Annotated in this window: 17 protein-coding genes; 7 read left to right on the forward strand and 10 right to left on the reverse strand. The window is 72.6% G+C overall.

Annotated elements, in window-relative coordinates; translation table 11 throughout:
- Positions 1-96 precede the first annotated feature (96 nt).
- The 3 genes from ABEA24_RS12150 to ABEA24_RS12160 all read left to right on the forward strand — a co-directional run bounded on the left by ABEA24_RS12150 (position 97) and on the right by ABEA24_RS12160 (position 6539).
- On the forward strand, positions 97-879 hold the full coding sequence (locus ABEA24_RS12150) for an ATP-binding protein (protein ID WP_345430844.1): 783 nt from the start codon (positions 97-99) through the stop codon (positions 877-879).
- A 98-nt stretch (positions 880-977) separates the two neighbouring features.
- The gene (locus ABEA24_RS12155; protein WP_345430845.1) at positions 978-5723 is read left to right on the forward strand and encodes a DNA-binding protein; all 4746 of its coding nucleotides are present in this window, start codon (positions 978-980) and stop codon (positions 5721-5723) included.
- 87 nt (positions 5724-5810) lie between these two features.
- Complete coding sequence (locus tag ABEA24_RS12160) at positions 5811-6539, forward strand: SDR family NAD(P)-dependent oxidoreductase (RefSeq protein ID WP_345430846.1); 729 nt, start codon at positions 5811-5813, stop codon at positions 6537-6539.
- A 37-nt stretch (positions 6540-6576) separates the two neighbouring features.
- Here the strand turns inward: ABEA24_RS12160 and ABEA24_RS12165 are convergent, their stop codons facing one another.
- Positions 6577-7032, reverse strand: a complete 456-nt coding sequence (locus ABEA24_RS12165; protein ID WP_345430847.1) for a MarR family winged helix-turn-helix transcriptional regulator — start codon at positions 7030-7032, stop codon at positions 6577-6579.
- A gap of 72 nt (positions 7033-7104) precedes the next feature.
- Here ABEA24_RS12165 and ABEA24_RS12170 point away from each other — a divergent pair, with 72 nt between their 5' ends.
- Complete coding sequence (locus ABEA24_RS12170; protein WP_345430848.1) at positions 7105-7887, forward strand: SDR family NAD(P)-dependent oxidoreductase; 783 nt, start codon at positions 7105-7107, stop codon at positions 7885-7887.
- Between the two features lie 141 nt (positions 7888-8028).
- Positions 8029-8838, forward strand: a complete 810-nt coding sequence (locus ABEA24_RS12175; protein WP_345430849.1) for a M15 family metallopeptidase — start codon at positions 8029-8031, stop codon at positions 8836-8838.
- A 4-nt stretch (positions 8839-8842) separates the two neighbouring features.
- Here the strand turns inward: ABEA24_RS12175 and ABEA24_RS12180 are convergent, their stop codons facing one another.
- The 3 genes from ABEA24_RS12180 to ABEA24_RS12190 all read right to left on the reverse strand — a co-directional run bounded on the left by ABEA24_RS12180 (position 8843) and on the right by ABEA24_RS12190 (position 12363).
- Positions 8843-9766 (reverse strand): MBL fold metallo-hydrolase, encoded by a 924-nt coding sequence (locus tag ABEA24_RS12180; protein ID WP_345430850.1) that lies wholly within the window; start codon positions 9764-9766, stop codon positions 8843-8845.
- Positions 9750-11021 carry a serine/threonine-protein kinase gene (locus tag ABEA24_RS12185; protein WP_345430851.1) on the reverse strand — a complete coding sequence of 424 codons (1272 nt, stop codon included), beginning with the start codon at positions 11019-11021 and terminating at the stop codon, positions 9750-9752. Before ABEA24_RS12185 ends, ABEA24_RS12180 begins: the two co-directional genes overlap by 17 nt.
- 85 nt (positions 11022-11106) lie before the next feature.
- Positions 11107-12363: a CynX/NimT family MFS transporter gene (locus ABEA24_RS12190; protein WP_345430852.1), complete on the reverse strand. Its 1257-nt coding sequence runs from the start codon at positions 12361-12363 to the stop codon at positions 11107-11109.
- Between the two features lie 23 nt (positions 12364-12386).
- On the opposite strand from ABEA24_RS12190, the gene ABEA24_RS12195 reads away from it, so the two are divergent.
- Positions 12387-13061: a FadR/GntR family transcriptional regulator gene (locus ABEA24_RS12195; RefSeq protein ID WP_345430853.1), complete on the forward strand. Its 675-nt coding sequence runs from the start codon at positions 12387-12389 to the stop codon at positions 13059-13061.
- 45 nt (positions 13062-13106) lie between these two features.
- Here the strand turns inward: ABEA24_RS12195 and ABEA24_RS12200 are convergent, their stop codons facing one another.
- The 6 genes from ABEA24_RS12200 to ABEA24_RS12225 all read right to left on the reverse strand — a co-directional run bounded on the left by ABEA24_RS12200 (position 13107) and on the right by ABEA24_RS12225 (position 23911).
- The gene (locus ABEA24_RS12200) at positions 13107-13712 is read right to left on the reverse strand and encodes a hypothetical protein (RefSeq protein WP_345430854.1); all 606 of its coding nucleotides are present in this window, start codon (positions 13710-13712) and stop codon (positions 13107-13109) included.
- A 61-nt stretch (positions 13713-13773) separates the two neighbouring features.
- Positions 13774-18084: a glycosyl hydrolase gene (locus tag ABEA24_RS12205; protein ID WP_345430855.1), complete on the reverse strand. Its 4311-nt coding sequence runs from the start codon at positions 18082-18084 to the stop codon at positions 13774-13776.
- Positions 18081-18911, reverse strand: coding sequence for a carbohydrate ABC transporter permease (locus ABEA24_RS12210; RefSeq protein ID WP_345430856.1), 831 nt, complete (start codon positions 18909-18911; stop codon positions 18081-18083). Before ABEA24_RS12210 ends, ABEA24_RS12205 begins: the two co-directional genes overlap by 4 nt.
- Positions 18908-19846 (reverse strand): carbohydrate ABC transporter permease, encoded by a 939-nt coding sequence (locus ABEA24_RS12215; RefSeq protein ID WP_345430857.1) that lies wholly within the window; start codon positions 19844-19846, stop codon positions 18908-18910. The genes ABEA24_RS12210 and ABEA24_RS12215 overlap by 4 nt, the downstream gene beginning before the upstream one ends.
- A gap of 4 nt (positions 19847-19850) precedes the next feature.
- Entirely contained in the window at positions 19851-21143 is a 1293-nt protein-coding gene (locus ABEA24_RS12220; protein WP_345430858.1) for an ABC transporter substrate-binding protein, read from the reverse strand.
- The gene (locus tag ABEA24_RS12225) at positions 21140-23911 is read right to left on the reverse strand and encodes an alpha-L-rhamnosidase (RefSeq protein WP_345430859.1); all 2772 of its coding nucleotides are present in this window, start codon (positions 23909-23911) and stop codon (positions 21140-21142) included. Before ABEA24_RS12225 ends, ABEA24_RS12220 begins: the two co-directional genes overlap by 4 nt.
- 538 nt (positions 23912-24449) lie before the next feature.
- Between ABEA24_RS12225 and ABEA24_RS12230 the strand changes: the two genes are divergently transcribed.
- Positions 24450-24986, forward strand: a complete 537-nt coding sequence (locus ABEA24_RS12230; protein ID WP_345430860.1) for an rRNA adenine N-6-methyltransferase family protein — start codon at positions 24450-24452, stop codon at positions 24984-24986.
- Positions 24987-25158: the final 172 nt, after the last annotated feature.

The following is a 25158-nucleotide window of genomic DNA, read 5'->3' on the forward strand; positions in this document are numbered from 1 at the left end:
TTGCAGGATTTATCAGCAACCGAGACGACTTTAGGCAGGGAAAGGCAACCTGTTGCGCGGAACAGAGGAATTCACGGCCCGCAAGGACGGTCAAAAATGGAAAATACCGCGCAAGCCGGGTACATGGCCGCCACCGAAATCGCGGAAGGCGGCGCTTACGCGTGGCGGCTTCCGCCGGACCCGCGCTGCGCCTCCATCGGCCGATCCCTGGTCCATGGCACTCTGACCGCGCTACGGCTGCCCGGGGAACTGGTCGACGCGGCGGTGCTGTCCGTCAGCGAACTGGCCACGAACGCCCTCAACCACGGGCTGCGCGCCGGCCCGTACGACCCCGTCGTGCCGCCCGAACTCTGGATCTGGCGTCGTACCACCCCGGCGCCGCAGCTCGTGGTGGCGGTGTTCGACACCTGCCGGACCGCCTGGCCGGACGCGACGCCAGGCGACCTGCTCGCCGAAAACGGTAAGGGGCTCGGCATCGTGGGCGTGGTCTCCGGCGCCTGGGGCGCACACCTGTCGCGGTCCCGATTCCACGCCGTCCCGGGCGGCGGACCGGCGTCGGGCAAGGTGGTCTGGAGTGCGTTCACCCTGACCGGCCCTTGGCCCGGCATGCGCCGGATCGCCACGCCCTCCGCTGCCGCCCAGGGCCTCGCCGCGGCGCTGTCCGCCCGCGGGATCGAGAACGTCGCCCACCGTCATGAGGTCCGTGTCTCCCTGGTCAGCGTCCCGCTCTCGAAGAACGGTGGCCTGAACGTGTGGGTGCGGCCGGGCGGCTTCACCTTCACCGACCTGAGAGGCGCACGCGTCCACCGGCCCGTCGCCGATCTGCACGATGTCGCCGAACATCTCGTACGCCGCATCGAGGAGAGCGATGTCGGCTGACGGCCGGATGACCGTCGTTCATGATCAATAAGGTGTCCGCACCGTGTGTGACCGATCACCGCGACGGTCGCCGATACCGACGCTGAAGGAGCGCGTGGATGCCGACGCCCGCTGAGTTTCTCGACCAGGTCCGCAAGCGATCCGGCAGCGACGCCGCTCGGGTGCTTCAGCTGGTCCCGGACCTCGAGGAGGCCTTGCGCAAGGCTCGTCGGCAAGCATGGTCGAAGCCGGGGCGTGCTCTGGACGCCTACCAGCGGATCGCCGGCCTTCTCGCCCCCGCGGTCCCGGCGGCGCTTCCGGCCCTGTACGAGCACGCCGCGCGGGTGTTCGTGTCCACGGACCACGGGACGTACGCCGCGCGGATGCTCGCCGCGGCGCGCGAGGCGGAGGTGGCCCACGGTCTCGACGTCGACGACGATCACATCGACGAGATCTTCCTGGCGTTCGCGGTGGCCGGAGCCCTGCCGGTCAAGGCGATGGGCGACTACGCCAAGGAGCTGACCGGGCGGCTGCCGACGGATGAGGCGTTCCGGCGGTACGCACGGCTGTGCGTGCGCCGGACGGAGGCCGGCCTGGCGCCGGCCGCTCCGATGGCCGCCGCGATCCGGCGGTTGGCGAAGGCGGCCGGCGACCAGGCGGCTCTGGAGCAGGCGTACCTGGCCGAGATGGTCGGTCTCCCGGCCATCGTCCGGGCGCCGGCCGGCTGGTGGTCCGCGCACCGGACCGCGCTGGTGGCCCTCGCCGAGCGGGAGCCGCGCGTACGCGGAACCCTGCTCGGCCTGATTCCCGGCTACCACCGTGATCTGACGGGCGCACAGATCAGGGAGGTGTTCGTCGAATGGCTGGCGTTGCTCGAGCGCTGCGGTGCCACCGCCGCCCTCGATGATGCCGTTCCGGACGAGGCACGGCCGGCCGGCGGCACCGCCGGATGGTTGGACCGGCTTCTGACCGCGTGGAGCCATGGTTGGGGCGGCGAGTCGCAGCTGCCGGGGCTGAACCCGCTGGTGCGGCGGATCGCCGGGCGGTTGCGCGCCGAACTCGCCGCGACCGGCGGGGCGGTACGGGTCCCGCACGATCTGGACCTGCTCGACCTGCTGCTCGAGCTGGACGTGCCGGTGGCCGATCCGGACGAGGACCACTACCTGGAGCTGGACGAATGGGCCGCGCGAAGTGAGCGGCGGGAGCTGTGGGCGCTGGCCGCGGACCCGCGCTTCGCGGCGGCGTTCGCGCGGAAGGCCGACGGGTACCACGGCGAGCGCCACCTGCGGACGATCCGGACACTGGCCGCGTCGCCGGGAGGCCGGTCGATGCTGACCGGCTGGGTGCGTGACATCATGCGGCGCTCGCACTCCCCCGGCCTTCCGGGCCTGCTCACGCCGCATCGGCTGCTCGAATGGCTCCCGGCGGACATCCGCGCGCTCGGGGCCGGCGACGAACGCCTCGATCTCGTCACCGAGATCGTCCGTACGCTGCGCGGCGGCCTGGTCGGCGAGCTGTGCTGGCCCGCCTACGAGAAGGCGGTGGCCGAGGTTCTGTCCGGCGGCGACCGTACGGCGCCTCTGCTGGTGGACGCATGGCCGTACCTCGTCGTGGCGGGCGATTCGGAGGTACGGGTGGTCGGGCGGGACGGCTGCGTGCTCTCCCACACGTTCCGGCTTCCGGCGGACCATCGATCCGCCTCGGCCGGTTTTCAGTTCGTGGACGGCGCGCTGCTGGTCTTCTGGCGGACCCTCGACGGCCGTGCGGCCGGCTACTGGCACGTCCCCGGGCGGCCGGACCCCGCTCCGGCGCCGCTCGCCGGCGCCGCCCCCGACGATGAGGCCTTCAGCATCAGCCGTGAGTGGGGACGAGGCCTGTCCGCCGCGATGACGCTGCCCGTGCCCGGTGGCGGACGGACCGCTGGAGGCGCCGTACTGCGCCCCGGCGGGACCGCCGTACCGGACGCGCATCTGGTCATCGGCGACGGCTCGTCGTTCTGGGCGTTCGACACCCGGACCTCCCGATGGGTCGGCTATGACCCGGCCACCGGGGCACGGAACACCGCGTCCCCGCCGGTCTTCGTAGCGAAGGCGGGAGAGGGCACGCCGGTGGCCAAACAGAGCTGGATACGGCCGGCGGACACCGATGCGGCCACACCGCTGGGCACTCCGGTGGACGGCCTGCTCGGCTGGCGGGTGACCGAGTTGCCGGGCGGCGCGGTACGCGGTGAGGACCTCGCAGGGCGTACCGTCACCATCGCCCGGCCGGTCCGAGGCGGCCACGGGACCACCTACCCGTTCGCCGCGCTGACGCTGCCCGGCGACGAACGGCTCCGCGCACTGCTGCGCAACGAGCATGGCTTCGGGCCGGCCCACCTCGTCGATCCGGACGGGGTGGTCACGGCGACCGACGATGGGCCTTTCGCGGCGAACGCCCCGCACCTGCCGCCGCAGGCGTACTGGACGATGCTGCGGCCGCGCGACCCGAACGGCTCGGTCGCGCTGCGCGGGGTCGGACGAGAGACGGCGGCGGCGCTGTTCGAAGCCGCCCTGGCCGGTGAGGAGGACCTGCCGGCGCTCGTCCGCAGGCTGATCCCGCAGATCAGCGACCGTACGCTCGCGGCCGGGGTGGCCGGTGTCGCCCGCTTCGCCGCCGAGCGATGCGCGTTCCTGGCCGGCCTGTCCGCCGACGGCCGCGAGCGGCCGGAACCGGAGGTCGGCGATCCGCGCACCGACCCTCGTGACGACCTGCTCGGCAGCGCGCTCAGCGGGCTCTACCTCAACAGGCACACCGAAGCGGTCGGGTTCCACCGGATCGGCGGCGTGGTGCTGGCCCTTCCTCAGCTGCGCGCCATGCACCGGGCGCTCACCGACGACGAGAGCGCTGACGCCCCGGCCGGGCGGCTGCACCTCGACGGGCCGGGCCTGCGTTCCAGTTCGGTGGTATGGGACAAGGTGCTCGGCGGGTGCGCGGCGATCGCGTTCCGGGCCGCGGCGGACACGACCCCGCTTGCCGAACGCGAGGCGCTGCGGCGGCTGCTGACGCTGGTCGACACGCTGGGGCTGGACTCGGCCCGGACGGGGCGCTGGCGCCGGTTCGACCTGCATCTCGACGCCGGCACGCTGGCCGCGGCCGGTGGCGGGGACGAGTGGGACGATCGGATGCGCGGCGTGCTGTCGCTCGGGGACGGGGCGTTCCTGGCGTTCGTCGAGGCGAACAACCCGGTGCGCGGCCCGAAGCGGGACGAGTACGGGTGCGACTTCGTCGCGCTGTTCCACGACCCGGCCGGCCGCTTCGAGGTGCCCGTGCCGTACACCGTGAGGTCCTCCACGCCGATCGGCACGGGTCGCGAGCCGGGCTGGCTGCGACGGTTCCTGACCGAGTGGGCCGAGCGGGGTCCGGTCACCTGGAAGGAGCCGGCCGCCGAGGAGTTCGCGCGGCTCACCGGGGTCGTCCCGACGCTGGCCCGGCTGCTGGTGGCCGGGCTCCCGGAGTCACAGCGCGAGGAGTTCCCGTCGCCGGAGCTGCGGACCCGCCTCTCACTGGACCCGGCCGTGGCCGCGGTGCTCTCCGGCGACGTGGCGAGACTCGGTGTCCGCGGAATCCCGGCTGAGGCGGTCGGGGCGCTGCTTCCCGAGGACCCGGCCCGGCTGTGGACGGAGGGGCCGGACATCGCCGCCGCCGCGGAGGTGTGGAACGCGACGGTGGGCCGGCGGACGCCGGTGCCGGAGGCGCTGCTCACCGAGGGCGCGAAGGCCGGGCGCCAGACGTACTGGGGGTTCGACAGGCGGCCCTGGCCGCCGAGCGAGGCGGTCCAAGCCATGGGCGACCCGGCCGGCTGCGCCGAGCTGACCCGGGACCTGCGGTGGGTCGTCGAGGACGTCAAGATCGTCCCGGCCGATCCGGACACCGTCGGGTTCACTGGTGAGGTACTGGTCGGCACCGTCACGACGGCGTGCTGGCTGGCGCACCGGCTGCCCGCCGGAGACCCGCTGCGCCGCGCGCTGCCGACCGCGCTCGCGCTCGCGCGGGATCGGCTGGCCGCTCCCGGCATGCTGCTGGGACTGGGGAGCCTGTTCGAACTGCCGCCGTTCCGCGCGGCGGTCGGGGAACCCGATGAGACCGGTGGACCGGACGAAGAGTGGCATCGGCGCGATCACGGCTGGCAACGGTACGGCGCCATCATCGTCCCGGACCACGACCACTCGACGCGGCCGATCATCCGAACGGCGCTGCTGGACGACGAGGGCGGAGACCCGAACCTGCCGATCCGGTACGGACTCGGTGACGTGACCGGTCCCCGCACGGACCCGTGCGCGGAGGCGCTGCGCCTGGTCCACGATCCGCGGTTCGCGGCGCTGCTCGCGGACCCGGGAGATCCGGCCGCCGGTGAACGCGACAAGGACGGCACCTGGTGGCCGCAGGACCCCGCCCGTTCGGTCCCGAAGCTGGTGGCCGAGCTGGCCGGTGAACACACCCTGACCGAGGACACCGCCGCGCTCTACCTCATCCTGCTGGCCCTGCCGGATCCCACCGATCGGAACGTCGCCCGGTGGACCGGATGGAAGCCGGCTCGGCTCAAGGCCGCCCGCGCCGAACTGGCCGCGACCGACCTGGTGGTCGAGGGACGCCGGGCGCGGGCCGGGCGGTCCCTGTTCCTGCCCGGCGGCTGGGAGGCGCTGAAGGCCCCTCACCTTCCGCTGGAGACGTGGAAGGCACCGCTCTTCGGCGTGACCTCGAGCCTGACCTGGGGAGGCGAGAAGAGCACGGCGCTCGGGACGATCCTGCCGACGGAGCCGGTGGCCGACCTTTTCCGGCGGGTCTGGCGGCGTGTCCAGGACGGCGACGCCCCCTGCTACGAGTGACCGCCGTCTCCGCCGCGCTGGTGGCGGCGGGGTCCGATCGGCCCAGGTCACCGGTTGCGGAATGGGCCGCAGGGGAAGTCATCGAGCATGCGACTCAGCGGGGCTCGGGTGCTGGTCACAGGGGCGTCCTCCGGCATCGGGGCGGCGACGGCGCGGGAGATGGCGGAGGCCGGGGCCCGGCTCGTCCTGATGGGGCGTGACCGGCGCCGGCTCGAGTCCGTAGCCGCCGAGACCGGGGGGCGGGCCGTCGTGGGCGATCTAGCGACGGACGCCGCCGGGCTGGCCTCCCAGGCCGGGCCGGTCGACGTGCTGGTGAGCAACGCCGGGGCGGGCTGGGCGGGGCCGCTCGCGCGGATGCCGGGCGAGGCCGTCGAACGGCTCACCACGGTGAACCTCACCGCGCCGATCCTGCTGACGCGCCTCCTCCTGCCCGGCATGGTCGAGCGCGGTCGCGGCCACGTGGTGTTCGTCGCCTCCATCGCGGGCGCGGTCGGGGTGCGGGAGGAGGCGGTGTACTCCGCGACCAAGGCCGGGCTGATCGTCTTCGCCGAGGGGCTGCGTCACGAACTGCGCGACGTCGGGGTGTCGGTGGTGCTGCCCGGCGTCGTCGACACGCCGTTCTTCGACCGGCGGGGGATGCCGTACGCGCGCCGATGGCCGCGGCCCGTCCCTCCCGAGCGGGTGGCGCGGGCGGTCGTGTCCGCGATCGAGCACGGCCGCGCCGAGACGTACGTGCCGGGCTGGCTTCGGGTGCCGTCGCGAGTGAGAGGTGCGGCACCGGGCCTGTTCCGTCTCCTCGCCGCGCGCTTCGGCTGATCGGCGGCCGACGGTCGTTCGCGGGGTTCCGGACCGGTTACGTCTCCCGGACCGCGTCGGCCGCCTGACCGAGCAGGGCCGTCAGCCGGGCTGCGTCCTCGGGGCCCAGCTTGTCGGTGATCTGCTGTTCGATCTCCGCGACCACGGCATCGGCCACGCGCAGGGCGTCCTGGCCGGCGTCGGTGAGATGGAGCTCCTGTACGTGGCGGTGGCGCGGGTGCGGGCGGCGTTCGAGTTGGCCCCGGTCCTCCAGGCGGGCCACCAGGGAGGCCACCGCCTGCGGGGTGACGTTCAGGCGGCGGGCCAGCTCCGCGCCGGTCAGCCCGGGATCGGCGTGCACCCTCATGAGCAGGGAGTAGTGCGCCGCCGCCATGCCCAGCGGCCGCAGCCGCTGCTCCTTCAGAGCCTGCACGGCCGACTCCGTCCGCCGCAGCGCCCAGGTCACCCGGTCCAGTGCGTCGGCGGCGACCGGCCCCTCGTCGTCCTGTCTCACACCGCAAGAATAAGACCCTGGGCACGTATCAAACGTTTGACAGTAGCCAAGCGTTTGAGCAACCCTGGACTCATGTCTCGCACTCTCGCTCTCATCACCGGTGCCTCGTCCGGCATCGGCGCCGCTTACGCCCGCCTGCTCGCCACCGACCACGACTTCGTGCTGGTGGCCCGTCGGGCCGATCGCCTTTCCGAGCTGGCGGACGAACTCCGCGCGGCCGACGCCACCGTGGAGGTCCTGCCCGCCGATCTCGGGACGTCCGACGGCCTCGCCGCGGTGACCAAGCGCCTGGCCGCCGGCGATGTCCGGCTGCTGATCAGCAATGCGGGAGCCGGCGGCTACGCCCCTCTCGCCGACGTCGACCCGGACGAGATCGACCGCCTGCTCACCCTCAACGCCGTCGCGTCCGTCCAGCTCGCCCGCGCCGCCCTCCCCGGCATGCTGGCCGCCGGCGACGGCGCCATCGTCACCGTCGCCTCACTGCTCGCCTTCAGCGCCGGACAGACCAACCCGCACTTGCCACCGCGCACGCTGTACGCGGCCGCGAAGGCCGCCACGGTGGCCTTCACCCGGACCCTCGCCCACGAGCTCGCCGGCACCGGCATCCGTACCCAGGTGGTCTGCCCGGGCCTGGTGGCGACGGAGTTCAACGACGGCTCCGGGCTCGGCGTCCCCTTCGCCATGACCGCGGAAGGCGTGGCCCAGGCCGGACTGGCCGGTCTGCGCCTGGGCGAGACGGTCTGTGTCCCCGGCTTGGAGGACCGGACCGCCGCACTCGATGCCCTCCTGACCGCCGAGACCGCCCTCCTGATGGGCGGCAACCGCCCGACCCCCGCCACCCGGTACGGCCACTGAGGAGGACGAACCGAGCGCGGAGGGCCCCATCGCGGTTTCCGGTGTGCTCGCGCCCGGGGCCGTCCGGTCCATGGACGCACCGGCCTGCCAATGATCTTCTTCGGCTTTCCCCGGGAGGGGGCGACCTGATAGGCCAGAGGAATGCAGAGACCCGCCACCGCACTCCGTCGTCTCGCCGTCTCAGTCGCGGCGCTGCTCGCCGTCACCGCCGTGTCTCCGGCGGCGCAGGCGCGCACGGACCCGAAGGCCCCCAAAGAGTTCGTCGCGCTGAGCGACGTCGACCCGACGATCATCCAGGAGATGCGCTACTACACGGTGCACAACTTCGTGGGCCGGCGCATCGACGGGTACCGCCAGCCGATCTGCATCCTGACCAAGCCCGCCGCGCAGGCGCTGCACAAGGTCCAGCGGAAGCTGCTGCGCCAGGGCTACTCGCTGAAGGTGTACGACTGCTACCGCCCGCAGCGCGCCGTGAACCACTTCGTACGGTGGGCGAAGGACACGAACGCCACGTCGATGAAGGCCGAGTTCTACCCGCGCGTCGACAAGTCGCGGCTGTTCGCGGACGGTTACATCGCCGAGAAGTCCGGGCACAGCCGGGGCAGCACGATGGACCTGACCGTCGTGAAGCTGCCCGCCCGGCCGACGGCGCCGTACCGGCCGGGACAGCGCCTGGTCCCCTGCTACGCCCCGCAGGCGCAGCGCTTCCCCGACAACTCGATCGACATGGGGACGGGTTTCGACTGCTTCGACACGCTCGCGCACACCCTCGACCCGCGGATCAAGGGGAAGCAGCACGCGAACCGTCTCATGCTGAAGAAGAGCATGGAGGCCGCCGGCTTCGTCAACCTCGCCGAGGAGTGGTGGCACTTCACCTACAAGCCCGAGCCGTTCCCGAACACCTACTTCGACTTCCCGGTCTCGCGCGGCTCGCTGGCCGGGCGGCACTGAGCCCTCAGACGGCGCAGCGCAGCGGCCCGCCGTTGTAGTCGATGGCGTCGGTGAAGGCGGCGAGCAGGTCCAGCTCGCCGCCTTCGGCGTCCGCGTACGCGCGGTGCAGGTTGAGGACGACGCGCTCGCGGTCCGGCCACTCGGCGAACGCGCCGAGATCGCACTCCCGCGCCGCCTCCAGGGGAGTGAGCCCCTTCGCCCGGCCGTTCCGCGCGGTGTCGAGGATGAGGCGGTAGTACGCCTCGTGCGCCGCGAGGACCGGCGCGAGGTCTCCGGTGATGAGCACGCCGTGGCCGGGGACGACCGTACGCGCGCCGAAGCCGGCCAGCCAGTCGAGCGAGCGCAGCGCCCCCTCGACCGACCCCATGAACACCAGCGGCGTCACCTCGTGGAAGATCAGGTCGCCGGTGAACAGCACCTGCTCCTCCGGCAGCCAGGCGACGACGTCGCCGCCGGTGTGGGCGGGGTGCCCCGGATGCCGCAGCTCGATCCGCCGCTCCCCGGTGAACAGCGTGAGCTCGTCGTCCAGGACGACGGTCGGCGGCCGGATCCGCGAGACGCCCCAGTCGGGCGACGGCGACCAGATCGGCGGGGTGGACTTCAGGATGAAGTCCGCCAGGAGCCCCTGACGGGTCACCCGGTGCCCGACCACCACGGCCGACTCGGGAAGGAGCGCGTTGCCGTACGCGTGGTCGCCGTGGAGGTGCGTGTTGACCGCCATCCGCACCGGGGCTCCCCCGGTCGCCGCGTCCACCGCGCCGAGGAACCGTCGGGTCCGTTCGGCCGTCGCGCAGGTGTCGATGAGGACGACGCCGTCGGCGCCGTGCACCGCCCCGGCGTTGTTGATCCACCAGGAGCCGTCCGGCTGCTGCCAGGCGAAGACTCCCGGCGCAACCTCCGTCAGTCGCGGCTCAGCGCCGTCGGCCATCCGCCCCGCCTTTCCAAGCCGCCGTCTCCCGATGACGACGAATGGCTATAACGATCAAAGAGACGCTGAGGGCCACGCCGACCACGCCCAGAAGGAATTCCGTTCTCGGGATGGTGGTATCCGGGCAGGCTTCAGCCGCCAGGACTGAGGCCCTGTGTTGGTTCGGCACGGCAACGTTCATGCCAGTTGAGAAGAGGCTGCAGGAGCGGCCCCAGAAGTGGCCCTGGCTTTGTGAGATCCCGAGGGCGAGGAAAACCAGGCTCGGAATGAGGACCGTCGCAGCGAGCAGAGGTAGCAACCAGGGAGGCCGTGTCCCGCGCGGTGGCCGTGCGGTGAGATGCGAGGTCGGGAGCTGAGGCGCGGTCCGGCCCGACACATTGGCCGGACTCTGCGGACCTGGCGGCTCAAGCAGCGCCTGCTGGTCGACCATGGTCTGGACCGGGGCTGGAAGCCAGGACCCGCCCACGATGGGGGGAGCGAGCGCCTGAAGGATCTGCGCGGGCGTGGGCCGCTGGGCGGGGTCTTTGGCCAAGCACCGGGCGATGAGTTCACCCAGGCCATGCTCCAGCCCGGCGAGATCGGGCTCCTGGTGGACGATCCGATAACTCAGAGCCTGCTGAGGACCCTCGCCGAAGGGCCGCACCCCTGCGGCGTGGGCCAGAACCAGACCGAAGGCGAAGATGTCAGATGCGGGGGTCAGCGGCTCACCGGTGAGCACCTCGGGAGACATGAACCCAGGAGTACCTACCAGGGCGGTTGTCTGGGACGCGTCCGTGGCACGGGCGATGCCGAAGTCGATCACACGCGGACCGTCGGCAGCGAGAAGGATGTTGGAGGGTTTGAGATCTCGATGGATGAGACCGGCGTCGTGGATGGCCTCCAGTGCCTCGGCGATCCCGGCGCCCAGCACACGCAGGGTGTCGTCCGGGAACCGGCCATATTCGGCGAGGGCGCGTTCGAGGGAGGGACCCGCAATGAAGGCCGTGATCATCCAGGGCGGATCGGCCGCAGGGTCAGCATCGACCACTCCGGCGGTGTGCAGGCCGTTGACCTTTCGGGCCGCCTCGATCTCCAGCCGGAACCGACGTCGAAACTCGGGGTTTGCAGCGTGAACCTGATGGATGACCTTGACCGCGACCGGACGTCTCCCCGGAGTCAGGCCGAAGAACACCTCACCCATACCGCCCGCGCCAAGCCGACCCGACAGACGATACTTGCCCACCTCACGTGGATCGCTCGCCCGCAGGGGCTCCACCGACGCACACCTCCGTGATCGACCTCCGCAGCCAGTGGAGCCTACAGCGCCTGGGCCTTACCGCCCAGTCCCGCAGGGGGCGTCCTCAGCCGATGCGGCGGTCGCGGCCCGCGACGAGGCCGGCCACCAGTTGCAGCAGCATGAGCGCCGCCATCAGCGTCAGCGGAGCGCGCCAGCCGCCGCTGTGCTGGTAGAGCGTCCCGACGAGGATCGGCACGGGCATCGACAGCAGGTAGCCGGTGCTCTGCGCGAAGGCGGACAGCCGCGTCACCGTCGCGCCGTCCCGGCCGCGCATCCCGATCATCGTCAGGACCAGCGGGAAGGCGCAGTTGGAGAGGCCGAGGAGCACGGCCCACAACCATGCCCCGGTGGCCGGCGCGGCCCACAGCCCGGCGTATCCGGCAAGACCGCACACCGCGAGGACGGCCGCCAGGCCGCTCTGGTTCCGCAGGCGGCCCGCGACGGCGGACAGCGCGAAGGACAGGGGCACGCCGAGCAGCGAGGTAACGGCGAACAGCAGACCGGCGGTCTCCGCCGACAGCCCGGCGTCGCGGAACATCTGCGGCAGCCAGCCGATGATGACGTACGCGGCGCCGGCCTGCAGGCCGAAGAACACCGCGAGCGCCCAGGCGGTGGCGTTCCTGCCGACGCGCACGCCCGCGTCCGGCGCGGAGCCGCCTGTTGCGGGCACGGGGACGTCCACACCCGGCGCGACGGCGGCGCGGCGGCGGGCGAGGAGGAACCAGGCGGGCACGGCCACGGCGGCGAGGACCGCCCAGGCGCCCAGCCCCGCCCGCCAGTCGCCGCCGAACCCCCGGGCCAGCGGAACGGTCACCGCGGCGGCGGTCGAGGCGCCGACGTTGAGGGCCATGGAGTACAGCCCGGTCATCGCGCCGACCCGGTCGGGGAACCGCTGCTTGACGACCACCGGCAGCAGCACGTTGGTGAGCGCGATCCCGGCGAGGGCGACGGCGCTCAGCGCGACGAACGCGGGCGCATCCGGAGCGAAGGCGCGTGTGGCCAGGCCGACCGTCATCACGAGGGCGCCGATGGCGATGACGCCGTCGGCTCCGTGGCGGCGGGCGAGGCGGGGAGCGGCGAACCCGACCAGCGCGAAGCAGAGCGCCGGGAGCGAGGTGAGCAGCCCGGCGACGGTGGCGCTCATCCCGAGCGCGGCACGCATCTCTTCGAGCACCGGGCCGACGCTCGTCACGGCGGGACGCAGGTTGAGCGCGGCCAGGACCAGGGCGGCCGCCGCCAGGTGACGCCTCCCGAGAGCGGGCCGGGTCCGGTCCGCCGGCGGTTCGGCACAGTGCGGACGAACCGCCTCATTGTTCGACATAACGCTAATCGTAGAATGATGGGATGAATCTCGGTCCAGTCCCCCGCCGGGCGGTTCTGTCCGACCAGGTGATCGCCCGGCTGCGGCAGCAGATCACCTCGGGCGCCTGGCCGGTCGGGTCGCGCATCCCGACCGAACCCGAGCTGGTCGATCAGCTCGGCGTCGCCCGCAACACCGTGCGCGAGGCCGTACGGGCGCTCGCGCACAACGGGATGCTGGACATCCGCCAGGGTTCGGGCACCTATGTCGTGGCGACCAGCGAGCTGGCCGGGGTGATGCAGCGCCGCTTCGCCGCCGCCGAGCAGCGCGACGTGGCCGAGGTGCGGGGCGCCCTGGAGGCCGCGGCGGCGAGGCTCGCGGCCGAGCAGCGGACGGACGACGACCTGCGGCGGCTCGACGCGCTCCTGAAGTGGCGGGAGGAGGCCTGGGAATCCGGCGACCGGGACGTTTTCGTCGACGCGGACGCGGCCTTCCACCTGGCGGTGGTCGCCGCCTCGCACAACGAGGTCCTGTCCGAGCTGTACGCCGACCTCGGACAGGTGATCCGGGACTCGCTCCGCGAGCACTTCGGGGCCGAACTGTCCCCCGCGGAGTACATGGACCATTCCCGGCTGCTCGACGCCATCCGCGCCGGGGCCTCGGACACGGCCGCCGCCGAGGCCGCGTCCCACCACACCGGCTGCCGCGTCGCCCGCTGACCGGCGCCGCGAGGTGATGCGAGCGCGTCACCCTGGCCGCACGGATCAGAGACGCTCCCGCAGCCGCGTACGCAACGGCTCGTAGTCGTGGCCGGGGAACAGTCCCGGGAAGATGTCGAGCATCGCGGTCAGGTTCCCGGCCGTATCAGCGTGCTTCGGCTCGGTCAGGTCGACGTCGGCGAAGAGATACTGCCAGCCCGTCGCGCCCTTCGTGATCAGCAGGGTGTCCAGGTACGTGCCGTAGTCGAGGTGCAGCCGGTGGAGCATGGTCCGGGTCGACACGTAATGCCAGATCTCGGGCACGCCTCCCTCCGGCAGGACACGCAGGCCGGTAACGCTGCCCGCACCGCCGAAAGGGGCTTCGTCGAAGATCTTCAGCTCGCGGAGCACGCGCCGCTCGCCGGGCTCGAGGCCCTCGTCCGTCAGCGGCAGGTCGCCGTTCACCAGGCAGCCGTGGATGTTCCGCACGCAGAACTCACCGGACACGCGCCCGTCCGTGGTCGCCCAGTCCGCATGGTATTCATCGGCTTCCGCGACCAGCTCCAGCCGCTCCGGGGTCAGGTCCGGGTCCGGCGGCCGCCGCTCCACCTCGATGTCGCCGCAACTCTCCAGCTCCGTGATGGCGTGCTCAAGGCGCGTTCCATACTCCATGCGCGGGAGCCTCTCATGGCGCCGCCGACGACGGGCCATGACCACGAGCGGGCGATCGCGTTCAGCCGCCGGGGACGCGCCGGATGCGGACCGGGCCGAACAGGCCCGACGTCCGCTGGCCGGGGAAGACGAAGTGCGTCGGGCTGACCGCGTCGAGGTAGGGCGCCAGAGTGCCGAAGACGAGGATCTCGAGGTCGTTGTCGCCCTCCCGTACCGCGTCGGTCAGGTCGAAGCGGTACGGGGAGCAGACCCGAACGCCCACGCTCCGGCCGTTCACGAACGCCTCGGCGGTCCCGCGCACCCGTCCCAGGTCGAGGACCGTACGGCCGGCGACGGTCAGCTCGACGCGTGTGCGGTAGTGGACTCCCCCGCTGTACTCCGCCAGGCCGACGCTCTCCCAGTCGCCCTGCTCGATCCGCCCGGTGCCCACCTCGAACCGGATCGGCGCGGCGAACGCGGCACCGCCCTCGTACCCCGGCCGCGTCCGGACCCGAACCACTCCAGTGCGTACGCCTCCTCCGGGCGGCAGCTCCACGGAGATCCGCTCCGGCCGCTCCTCTTCCCCTTCCCCGTCCTCCGCCGGACTCTCGCAGGCGACGAGCACACAGGCGCCGTCGATGAAAATCTGCGGCTCTCCGTGGACCAGGAGGTCCATGCGGGTGGCGCCAGGCGGGACGGCGAAGCGGAACCATTCGACCCGCTCGGCGCCGGCACGCGGGACGGCGAGCACGACCGGAAGGACGCAGCCGTCGGCGGGGGCGTCCTCGAGCCAGGCCGCTCCGGGCAGCGGATGCGGCCGGCGTCGCAGGTGCAGCGCCGCCGGATCGCCGAACGGGCGACGGCACGCGGTCACCGGAACGGATGCGCCGTCCCTGGTCGCCCGCCAGCCTGATGCCGCCGTCACGGCGACGTCCCCGTCGGCGAGCACGGCTGCGGGGGCATCGCGCTCGGTGAGTTCGAGGGTGAGATCGTTCGCACCGGCGCGCAGCGCCTCGGCGATGTCGTACCGCCGTACGCGCGGGGCCTCGTGCTCGGCGTAGGGGTCGAACCCGCCCTGCCGCCCGGCCTCGGCCCCGTTGACGAGCACCCGGCAGGGTTCGACGGCGGCGACCTGGAGGACGGGCCGCTCGGGGACGGCGTCCAGGTGGATCGTCGTGGTGAGGGTGACACGGGCCCCGGGTTGGGCGGGCCCTGCGGCGGCGATCCATTCGGGCCGCCGGTACCGGTCGGCGTCCCGGACGAATGCGACATGCGCTCGCAGCCGTACGTCCTCGTCGGGCGTCAGGCGCAGGTCGAGGACGTGCGTGCCCGCGTCCAGCCGGACCGGCGCCATCGCGAGGTGGCCGCCGTCGTCCAGGGGTACGCGCGTGCCGTCGAGCCAGGCGGTCTTGGCGGCGGCCGCTCCGACGGCGAGCGTCGCCGCGACCGTCTCCGGGACCGTGAGCTCCGTACGGACGTGCACGGCCTGGCCCGCCGGCACGTCGCCGAGGTCCATGAACTCCTCCGGCACATGCCCCTTGGGACCGAGCGTCGCGCGGTGGATCGGATCCTTGTGGATGCCCCGCGACGTGGAGTACGTAACCGGACTCCAGCCCGCGCCGTCCTCGGGCCAGGGCCCGGGAAGCCCGTCGGGCCGGGGAGGGCCGGCGGCGAGCGCGTGGGGTCCGAACGTCGCGTACGCGGCTTCCCAGGCGGTGTCGTCGTGACCGGGGGCCGCCCAGCCGTCGCGCAGGCCGTCGTCACCGTCGCCTTCGACCCGGTGCCGGAGCCCCCACCGTTCCACCGGCGGCCGCGGTCCGGCGGGACGGGCGAAGTCGCCCCAGGTGTCGTCGAGCGTGGGAACGAGTTCCATCTCCCACGTCGGCCCCGGCTCGATCCAGGTATCTCCGGGCGCACCGCCGGGATGGCCACCGGCGTCCCGCTTCTCGGCATCGGCGGAGCCACCCCCGTCCGGGCCCTGGATACCGAGAAGACCGCCAGCGCCCGGCTCTCCGGAACCGGAGGAGCCGCCGCCGGCCGGACCCGCGGCAGAAAGGCCGCCGATGTCCGGGCCCTCGCCGGAAGGCCCGTCGGCGTCCGGGTCCTCGCTGAGAAGACCGTCAACATCCGGCCCTCCGGGAGCGGCGAAGGCGCGCACGTCCGAGCCCGTGGTGCCGGGAGGTCTGTCGGCGTCCGGCTCCCCCGGGCCGAGAAGACCGTCGGCGGTGCCGGGGAAGACGAGAAGCGCGGCCGGGCCGTCGTCGAACGGGACGACGACCTCGGTGACGTCGCCCTCCCGCGCGTACGGAAGCGGCCGTGGTGGGCCGCCGAACGGGCTCACGAGCAGCGGTCGGCCCGCCGTACCGCGGACGCGCACGCACATCTCGGCCGCGTACCGGCCGGGGTCGAAGTCGCAGACTGCGTCGAGCCAGCCCAGCTCGATCCCGCGTTCGTCCGGACGGCCCACGGACACGTCACTGGCGCGCGGGAAGGCGGCGGTGAGGAACACCAACGTCGCCCCGTCGACCTCGCGGACGAGGGCGGGCACCGGTGCCTCGACGCGCGGCGAGCCCGTCAGCGCGATGCTCAGCTCCTCCGGCGAGCCGACGAACTCGTACGGTCCGCCGGGCCCGCCGGCACCGGGGACAGCGCCGATGCCTTGTCCCGGCACGTCCACGCGCGGCGGGCCGGTCAGCGCGTCCGGCGAGCCGGCGAACTCATGCGGTTCGTCCCGACCGGCACCGGGGACCACGCCGTCCTCTTGTCCGGGCGCACGAGCTCCGGCGACTCGTCCGCGAGGCGGACCACCGGGGTCGGCGCCGAGCCCCGGTCCGGACGCTCCCGCGCCGGCGGCGCCCCGGCGAGACGACCCGCCGGGGTCGGTGCCGACGGCGATCACCCGGCCGCCTGCGGCGGCGAACTCCGTCAGGCGCCGTTCGGTGGCCTCCTCGAGCACGGTGCAGCCGGGCAGGATGACCGTGGCGTACGCCTCGCCGGCGACTCGCAGCCGTCCTCCCGCCACCGTGGCCCGCGCGACCGAGTCGTCGTCGATGACGTCGGCGTCCAGGCCCAGCCGGTCGAGCACGCCGGGGACCGTACGGAACCAGGCCATGTCGCCGACGAGCTCGCGGTAGATCCGCTGGGCGCGTTCGGCGTCCTCGTCGACGCCGTCCAGCCGGGTGCCCGCCTGGGCGGTCGCGGTCGGCAGCAGCACCGCGACGTCGCAGACGTGGCGGCCCAGGGACAGCGCGGCGCACAGCCGGGTGACGGCGTCGGCGAAGACGCCGTGGTGCCGCCAGTACGGCTGGCGCCAGTCCGTCGACGGCGGCGCCCACTCCCACCAGCCGCCCTTGGTCGTGTAGTAGACCGCGTGCGGGTTGTAGAGGGTCGCGCCGGACCGCAGCCACGGCAGCAGCCAGTCGAACGTCTCCTCCAGCGTGCCGCCCCAGCCGCTGGAGTGGAACGCCTCGATCCACGTGCGCGGCCGCCCGTACAGGTGCGCCAGGGAGGAGTGGATGCGCGCGTCGCCGTGGTGGTCCGATCCGGGGGCGCCGAACCATCGGTGGGTGCGCGCGTAGTCGGCGTACAGCCGGACGCCGTCGACCGGGTGCCCGGCGCGGGCCGGATCCTGCTGGTCGCAGCCGTGCAGCAGGCCGTGGCGGTCGTGCCAGGCGGCGAGCGGGCGGAAGAAGGCCTCCTCGGCCAGTTCGGCGCGGGTGCGGTGGTAGTCGCGGCGGACGCGTGGGCCGTCCGGGCCCTCCTCTCCCGCCCACAGCAGGCGCAGACAAGGCGTTAGGTCATAGCCGCGCCGCCGCTCGAACTCCTCCGCGAACGCCGGAGACCACGTCGGCAGGGCGGGCAGCTCGTCCTGGAAGGAGCCGACGAGGACCGTGCCCAGCCAGTGCGGCAGGCGCCGCTCGAACTCCCCGTGCACGCGGTCGATGAGCGCGGCGCACGCGTCCGGGGACAGGTAGTCGAAGCCCCGGGTGACGACCGTGACCTCACCGTCCCGCCGCTCCAGCCACCGCCCGGCGTACGACGGCGTCTCCTGGACCATGCGGGCCTGAAGGTCGGCGCCGGAGAAGCCGAGCTGGTCGTAGAACCACAGGGACGCGCCGAGTTCCTTGGCGTCGGCGCAGACGCCGTCGAGCAGTTCCCACCACGGCTCGGAGAAGAACGCCGGCTCGTCGGCGTCGGAGCCGAACATCGGGCCGGACGGCGCGAGGTTCAAGATGATGAGGTTGCGCACGCCGCCGGCGACGAACCGCTCCAGCTGCCACCGCAGGCGGGCCCGGTCGAGCGGCTCGCCGCTCCACCACCAGATCGCGGCCGGGGAGAACCCGGCCGGCGGACGGTCCAGGACCTCCGCCAGCCGGGCCGGGAGCACCGTCATCCCTTGAGCCCGCTGGCGAACCCGCGGATGACGTAGCGCTGCAGCAGCAGGAAGACCACGAGGATCGGCAGCGCCGCCAGGACCAGGCCGGCGAACACGAGGCCGTAGTCGGAGACGTACTGGCCGACGAAGGAGAACACGCGGACCGGAACGGTCTCGCGGGCCGAGCCGCCGAGGTAGAGCAGCGGGGTGAAGAAGTCGTTCCAGATGAACACCGCGTTGAGGATCAGCACGGTGCCGGTGATCGGCCGCAGCAGCGGGAACACCACGCGCGTGAACGCCTGCAGGTGCGTCGCGCCGTCGATCAGCGCGGCGTTGGCGTAGTCACGGGGCAGTGCCCGGATGAACCCGGTATAGAGGAAGATCGTGAACGGCAGCTGGATGCCCGTGTAGAAGATGATCATCCCCTGGTACGTCCCGAGCAGCCCCAACTGGTCGACCAGCTTGAACAGCGGGATCATCCCCAGCTGGAACGGCAGCACGATGCCGAGCAGGAAGAGCACGTACAGCCCGTACCCGAGGCGCGAGGCGCAGCGGGCCAGGAAGTACGCCGCGAACGCCCCGAGCGCGATGAGGCAGATCAGGCTCGCGATCGTGATGAGGGTGCTGTTCACGAGCGCGGAGCCGAGGCCCGCCGCCGACCAGGCCCGCGAGAAGTTGGCCATCGTCGGCGACGTCGGCGGCGACAGCGGCGCGCTCGCGATCTGCTTGCTGCTCTTCAGCGACAGGGTGATGAGCGCGTACACCGGGAACAGGAACGCGAGGCCCGCCGCGACCATGACCAGCTCGAGCAGGAACGTACGGAAGCCATACCGCAGGTGCGTCATGCCTGGACCTCCCTGCCGCGCAGGTACGCGATCTGCACCATCGACACGGCCGCGACGAACAGCGCGAGCACGAGCGCGATCGCGGTGCTGTAACCGAACTTGCCGTAGACGAACGCCTGCTTGTACAGCACGGTCGACAACGTCTCGCTGGAGTAGCCGGGACCGCCGCCCGTCGCGGCGTACACCTGATCGAACAGCTTGAGGCCGCCGATGGTGGACAGCATCACGTTGATGGTCAGCGCGGGCGCCAGCAGCGGCCAGGTGACATACCGGAACCGCTGGAAACGCCCGGCGCCGTCGATCATCGCCGCCTCGTGCAGGTCGGCCGGGACGCCCTCCAGCCCGGCCAGGAAGATGACCATGGAGTAGCCGGCGTACTGCCACACGACCATCCCCGCGACCGACCACAGCGCCAGCGACGGGTCGCCCAGCCAGTCCTGCTTCAACCCGCCGAGCCCGAACGCGCCGAGCAGCCCGTTCAGGCCCGCGTGCGGGTCGGGGTTGTAGACGTACTTCCAGAGGAAGGCGACCATCACCGGGCTGACCACCGCGGGCGCGAAGAAGATCACCCGCAGGGCGGTGCGCGACTTGATCCGGGCGTGCACGCCGAGTGCGAGCAGCAGCCCGATCCCGTTCTGCACGACGACGATCGCGACGGTGAGCAGCAGCGTGTTCTTCAGCGCGCCGACGGCCCGTTCGTCGTGGAAGAGCGTCTTGAAGTTCTCCAGGCCGTTGAAGGACTTGGCGCCGATGCCGCTCCAGTTCGTGAAGGCGTACAGGACGCCGGAGATGCTCGGGTAGAGCACCACGAACGCGTACACGAGCAGCGCCGGGGCGACGAACCACCACGGCGGCGTGAGGAAGCCCCTCCGGCGACCGCGCGCGGGAGGACGCGCGGTCGCCGGACGGGCCCTTCGGGGGGTGGTCACGGTCATCAGGTCAGGACTTCTTCCGGTAGACCTGGTCCATCTTGGCCAGGCCCTTGTCGATCGTCGTCTTGCCGCCCAGCAGCTCCTGGACGACGGCGAAGTGGGTGGGCTGGATCTCGGCGTTCGGCCAGGCCTGGTCCATGAACGGCACGGCCTTGTTGCCCTCGATGAACGGCAGGAAGGGCTCGAGCACCGGGTCGATCTTGGAGGACGCGTCGCGGTGGAGCGGGATGCAGGCGACGGCCTCGGCCCAGCGGTTGATGTTCTCCTGTTTCCCGAGGAACTCGATGAACGCCTTGGCCGCGTCGGCGTTGCGGCTGCGCGCGCTCACGCCGAGGCCGACGACGACGCCCGCCGGGATCCACACGCCGTCCGCGTTGTCCGCGCCCGGGAACGGGAACATCCCGAGGTCGTCGGGGCTCGAGGCGGCCTTGCGGAAGTCCGGCAGCACCGCCGAGACCTGCACGGCCATCGCGGCCTTGCCGGTGGCGACCATCGAGGTCTGCTGCTCGAACGTCGTGCCGTTGGGGTTGTCGTTGAAGAACCCGCGCTTCTGCAGGTCCAGGTACATCGTGAAGGCGTCGCGCCAGCCCGACTGGGCGAAGCTCGTCGACCCCGCCTGCATCTGGCTGTCGAACTGCGGGTTCTTCGCGTAGACCGTCGACGGGACCAGCGCGTACGTGATCAGCTGGGTGATCCAGGGCGTCTGCGCGCCGAGCGCGATCGGCGTCACGCCGGCCTTCTTCAGCTTCCCGCAGACGTCGAGCAGCTCGGTCCAGGTCTTCGGCGGCTGCACGCCCGCCTTCTGGAAGACCTTCTTGTTGTAGATCGCGCCGATGACGCTGGACCCGGCCGAGTAGATGAACGTCTTGCCCTGCAGCTGGAACGCCGGCTTGAAGTTGGCCGGGATCAGCTGCGTCCACGACTGGGAGCCGAGGTCGGCCAGCAGCCCTGCCTGTGCGATCTGCGCCATCGCCATGGCGCTGCCGTTGCCCGGGTAGACGACGTGCACGTCCGGGGCGTTGCCGGCGCCCAGCTGGGTGCGCAGCGACGTCTCCACCTGGTCCGTCGGCGCGTACGACGTGCTGAACTTCGCCTGCGTGTAGAGCTTGGTCAGCTCGTCCAGGGCCTTCTGCTGGTCCGCGACGCCGACCAGGCGCAGCGTCTTCCCGCCGCCGGAGCCGCCGGCGCCGGAGGATCCGCCGCAGGCCGCCAGCCCGACGGGCAGCGCCGCCACGGCCGCCAGCCCACCGGCCGCGCGCAGGAACCCTCTGCGGTCGATCCGCTCGAATCGCGATGTCATTCCGTCCTCCTCGCCAAGAATCGGTACTCCCCCGAGCTCACGCGGCACACGAACGACCGCTCTTCCGCGGCCGGCTCGCTGCCGACGATCTCCACCCCGGGGGCATCGCCGACCGGGTCGTCTCCCTCCCGCACGTCCCACGTACGGGGGACGGGCAGGTGCACCGTCGCCGTCGCGCCCGGCGGCACGGTCAGGTCCAACTGGAACCGGCCGTCCGCGCGCTCCCAGCGGACGCCGATCCGGCCGCGTGGCGACTCGTAGGCCGCCTCCGCCCAGCTCGGCTCCGCGCCCGAGACCTCGGGCGGCGTGAACGGGCGGGGCCGGATCACCAGGTCGCCGTAGGCCACCGAGTCCGGCGCCTGGTCGAGCCCGGCCAGACCGCGGTACAGCCACTCCCCCACCGAGCCGAGCGCGTAGTGGTTGAAGGAGTTCATCGCCGGGGCCTGGAACCCACCCTCGTCGGTGTAGCCGTCCCAACGCTCCCAGATGGTCGTCGCGCCGTGCCGCAGGGGGTACAGCCAGGACGGCTGCTCCGTACGGCCCAGCAGCGCGTGTACGAGGTCGGGGCGGTCCAGCCCGTCGAGAACCGGCGCGATGAGGCCGACGCCGAGGAATCCCGTGGACAGGCGGGGCCCGGCCTCCTCCACCAGGGCGGCGAGCCGTTTCCCGGCGGGGTCGGCGAGCTCTCCGGGCAGCAGCTCGAAGGCCAGCGCGAGCAGGTACGCCGTCTGCGTGTCGCCCTCGATCCGCCCGTCGGCGGAGACGAACTCCTCGATGAAGGCCCGCCGGACGTCCGCGGCCAGGGCGGCGTACCGGTCCGCGCGCCCGTCGCCGAGGACGCGCGCGGCGCGGGCGGTCAGCTCGGCGCTGCGCGCGAAGTACGCGGTCGCGACCACCTCGCGGGGGGTCGGCCGGCCCAGCGACAGCCAGTCGGCGAAGTGCGGGCCGACCTTGGTCCGCCAGATCAGATCGGGGTTGTGCCGGTGGATCAGGTCGACCCACGCGCCCATCGCGTCCAGGGAGCACGCGAGGAACCGCTCGTCGCCGTACACGCGGTACAGGTGCCACGGGACCAGCACGCCCGCGTCCCCCCACCCCGGGGCGCCCTCGTCGGCGACGCCCGCCAGCCGGGGCGCGACGTTCGGGAATCCGCCATCGGGCGACTGCGCGTCCAGCACGTCCCGCGTCCACTTGGCGAAGAACGCCGCGACGTCCGCGTTGAGGCACGCCGTCGGCAGGAACACCTGCGCGTCGGCCAGCCACCCCAGGCGCTCGTCGCGCTGCGGGCAGTCGGTCGGCACGCTGACGAAGTTGGACCGCTGCCCCCACGTGATGTTGTGGTGCAGCCGCCGTACGCCGGGGTCCGAGCAGTCGAACGCGCCCGCCCAGGGCGTGTCGCTGTGCAGGACGACGCCCGTGACGTCGGCCGCGTCCAGCTCGGGCAGCCCGGTCACCTCGGCGTACCGGAAGCCGTGGTAGGTGAAGCGCGGTTCGAACACCACCGTGTCGTCGCCGCGTCCGATGAGGACGTCCGTCGCCGCGGCCGTGCGCAGGTTGGTGACGTAGAGCGAGCCGTCCTCGTCGAGGGCCTCCGCGTGCCGGAGCACGACGCGGCGGCCGGGCGCCAGGCCGCGTACGGTCAGCCGCACCCGGCCCGCGAAGTTCTGCCCGAAGTCGACGAGATGCGTCTCCGGGCCGACCTTCCGGATCTCGGCGGGGGGCAGCTCGCCGAGCGCCCGCACCGGCTCGTCGACGGAGGCCACGAGAAGGCTCGTGTCCGTGTCGGCCACCCGGGCGGCCTCCCACCCGCCGTCGTCGAAGCCCGGCCGGTCCCAGCCGTCGACGGTGTACCGCGCGTCGTGGCACTCGCCCATGAGCAGGTCCGCGTAGCGGATCGGCCCACGGGCGGCACGCCAGGTCTCGTCCGTGCCGACGACGTCGGCGGAGCCGTCCGGGTAGTCGAGGTGCAGCTGCGCGATCAGCTGTGGGAACGTTCCGTAATGGGCACCGGCCCGCCGCGGGTCGAACCCGACGTACCCGCTCCACCAGCCGTCGGCGAGCGTGACCGCCAGGGCGTTCGCGCCTTCTCGGACGAGCTCGGTGACGTCGTACGCCTGGTACTGGATCCGGTGGCGGTAGTCGGTCCAGCCGGGGGCCAGTTCGGCGTCCCCGGCCCGTTCGCCGTTGACGCGGACCTCGTACAGCCCGCGCGCGCTGACGTACAGCCGTGCCCGGACCGGGGTCATGGGCGCGGTGAACTCGCGCCGCAGGAGCGGAGACGGCGACAGACCGTGGGAGTCGAGCGCGCGCTCGCCCTCCTCCGGCGGGTCGACGACGTCCACGGCGGTCCAGTCGCGGGCGATCCAGGACGCCCGCCACTCACCCTCGCCGAGCCCCGTCTCGAACCACGACTCGGCGCTCTCGGCACCGCCGCTCGCCGCCCACACCGTGACGCGCCAGTGATAGCGCGTCCGCGGCCGCAGGGGCGGGCCGGCGTAGCCGACCCCGGTCGCGCCGGTGTCCTCGACCCGTCCGGTGTCCCAGTGAGAGGGCCCGTCCGGGTCCTCCGCGACGTCGACCCGGTAGGCGACGGGCGCGTTGCCGCGTGGCGTCTTTTCGCCCGCGGCGAGCCGCCACGACAGCAGCGGAGCCGACTCTCCGATGCCCAGCGGTGTCGTCCGGTGGTCGCAGCGCAGTGCGTACGGCCGGAGCCCGTGGGATCGTTGGGAGTGGCGTTGCGAGCCGCCCTCGGTCACATGATCCTCCATCGCTGGGAGGGACGACAGAGATATAACACTGATTGCCGCACTGTTCGCATGAATCCGTGCCGCAGATCACAGAGCTTGTAACATCCACGTTTCCCACGTCAAGAGGAAGCGACCAATTCGTAACACCGCAGGTGGGGCAGTGGCGCACGGAGGGCGCGACGAACGCGTCCGCCGCCCGGCCGCCGGTCGGGCTGCGAGAAATCACATCGAGGGATGTTTACTTAACCATCTCGGAGCGTGACCGGAGCGTCACATGACCCAGCGGCGGCAGCCGCTTCGGAGTCGATGACCTGGCCGGTGATCCAGGCGCTCTCGTCGGAGACCGGCCACCGGACGAGGCGGGCCACGTCCTCGGGGCGGCCCCAGCGCCCCGCGGGAAGGGCCCGGCCGACCCGCCGGGTGAGCTCCGGGCCGCGATCGGCTCGCCGGTCGTGGACCTCCTCGCGGCGGCGGGCCCCGCGCGCCGAAAATCGGTTTCGCCGCGCCGTCCGGCTCCCTACGGTGGCGTCCATGCCGATGTACATGAACGTGATCCGCCGTGCCCGCCTCCGGGAACTCGCGGCGGGCCTGGGGCTGGCACCCGCTCACTGACGAATGGGCGGCGCGCGTCGTCGCGGACGCCGGCGTGCGCCCCGGAAACCTGGTGCTCGACATCGGCGCCGGCGAGGGCGCGCTGACGGCGCATCTCCTCGACGCGGGCGCCCGGGTGATCGCGGTCGAGCTGCACCCCGGCCGCGCCCGGCGCCTGCGCGAGCGTTTCGCCGGGGCGCGGCTGACGGTCGTCGAGGCCGACGCCCGGTCGCTGCGCCTGCCGGACCGGCCCTTCCGCGTGGTGGCCAGTCCGCCGTACGGCATCTCCAGCGCACTGCTCCGCACGCTGCTGGCACCCCGGTCCCGGCTCGTCGCCGCCGACCTGGTGCTCCAGCGCGCCGTCGTGCGCCGCTACGCCGAAGGCCGGTCGGCCGCGCGCGTGCCCGGCCGCTGGACCGTAGGGGCCGGCCGGTCGCTCCCCCGTCGCGCCTTCCGGCCACCGCCGAAGGTCGACTCCGCCGTCCTCGTGGTGCGCCGACGGTGATCGGCCGCCTGCTTCCAGCGGCGGACGGCGCAGGCGGATGTCTGTGATCACGTCTGTGCCGATGCGGGCGAATGTCGTGTACAGTCCTCCGCAAGCGGGACGACGCGAGGAGGTGAGCCCGATGACGATGACCAGTTCTTTCCGGGCACTCTTCGCCGCCGCGGCTGTCTGA

It is taken from the genome of Actinoallomurus vinaceus, assembly GCF_039542055.1.
Taxonomy (GTDB): domain Bacteria; phylum Actinomycetota; class Actinomycetes; order Streptosporangiales; family Streptosporangiaceae; genus Actinoallomurus; species Actinoallomurus vinaceus.

Coding starts and splice junctions, on each gene's coding strand:
- ABEA24_RS12150 (WP_345430844.1), top strand. CDS start 97: ATGGAAAATACCGCGCAAGCCGGGTACATGGCCGCCACCGAAATCGCG.
- ABEA24_RS12210 (WP_345430856.1), bottom strand. CDS start 18,911: ATGACGCACCTGCGGTATGGCTTCCGTACGTTCCTGCTCGAGCTGGTC.
- ABEA24_RS12170 (WP_345430848.1), top strand. CDS start 7,105: ATGTCTCGCACTCTCGCTCTCATCACCGGTGCCTCGTCCGGCATCGGC.
- ABEA24_RS12195 (WP_345430853.1), top strand. CDS start 12,387: ATGAATCTCGGTCCAGTCCCCCGCCGGGCGGTTCTGTCCGACCAGGTG.
- ABEA24_RS12200 (WP_345430854.1), bottom strand. CDS start 13,712: ATGGAGTATGGAACGCGCCTTGAGCACGCCATCACGGAGCTGGAGAGT.
- ABEA24_RS12180 (WP_345430850.1), bottom strand. CDS start 9,766: ATGGCCGACGGCGCTGAGCCGCGACTGACGGAGGTTGCGCCGGGAGTC.
- ABEA24_RS12220 (WP_345430858.1), bottom strand. CDS start 21,143: ATGACATCGCGATTCGAGCGGATCGACCGCAGAGGGTTCCTGCGCGCG.
- ABEA24_RS12190 (WP_345430852.1), bottom strand. CDS start 12,363: ATGTCGAACAATGAGGCGGTTCGTCCGCACTGTGCCGAACCGCCGGCG.
- ABEA24_RS12160 (WP_345430846.1), top strand. CDS start 5,811: ATGCGACTCAGCGGGGCTCGGGTGCTGGTCACAGGGGCGTCCTCCGGC.
- ABEA24_RS12155 (WP_345430845.1), top strand. CDS start 978: ATGCCGACGCCCGCTGAGTTTCTCGACCAGGTCCGCAAGCGATCCGGC.
- ABEA24_RS12215 (WP_345430857.1), bottom strand. CDS start 19,846: ATGACCGTGACCACCCCCCGAAGGGCCCGTCCGGCGACCGCGCGTCCT.
- ABEA24_RS12205 (WP_345430855.1), bottom strand. CDS start 18,084: ATGACGGTGCTCCCGGCCCGGCTGGCGGAGGTCCTGGACCGTCCGCCG.
- ABEA24_RS12225 (WP_345430859.1), bottom strand. CDS start 23,911: ATGGAGGATCATGTGACCGAGGGCGGCTCGCAACGCCACTCCCAACGA.
- ABEA24_RS12175 (WP_345430849.1), top strand. CDS start 8,029: ATGCAGAGACCCGCCACCGCACTCCGTCGTCTCGCCGTCTCAGTCGCG.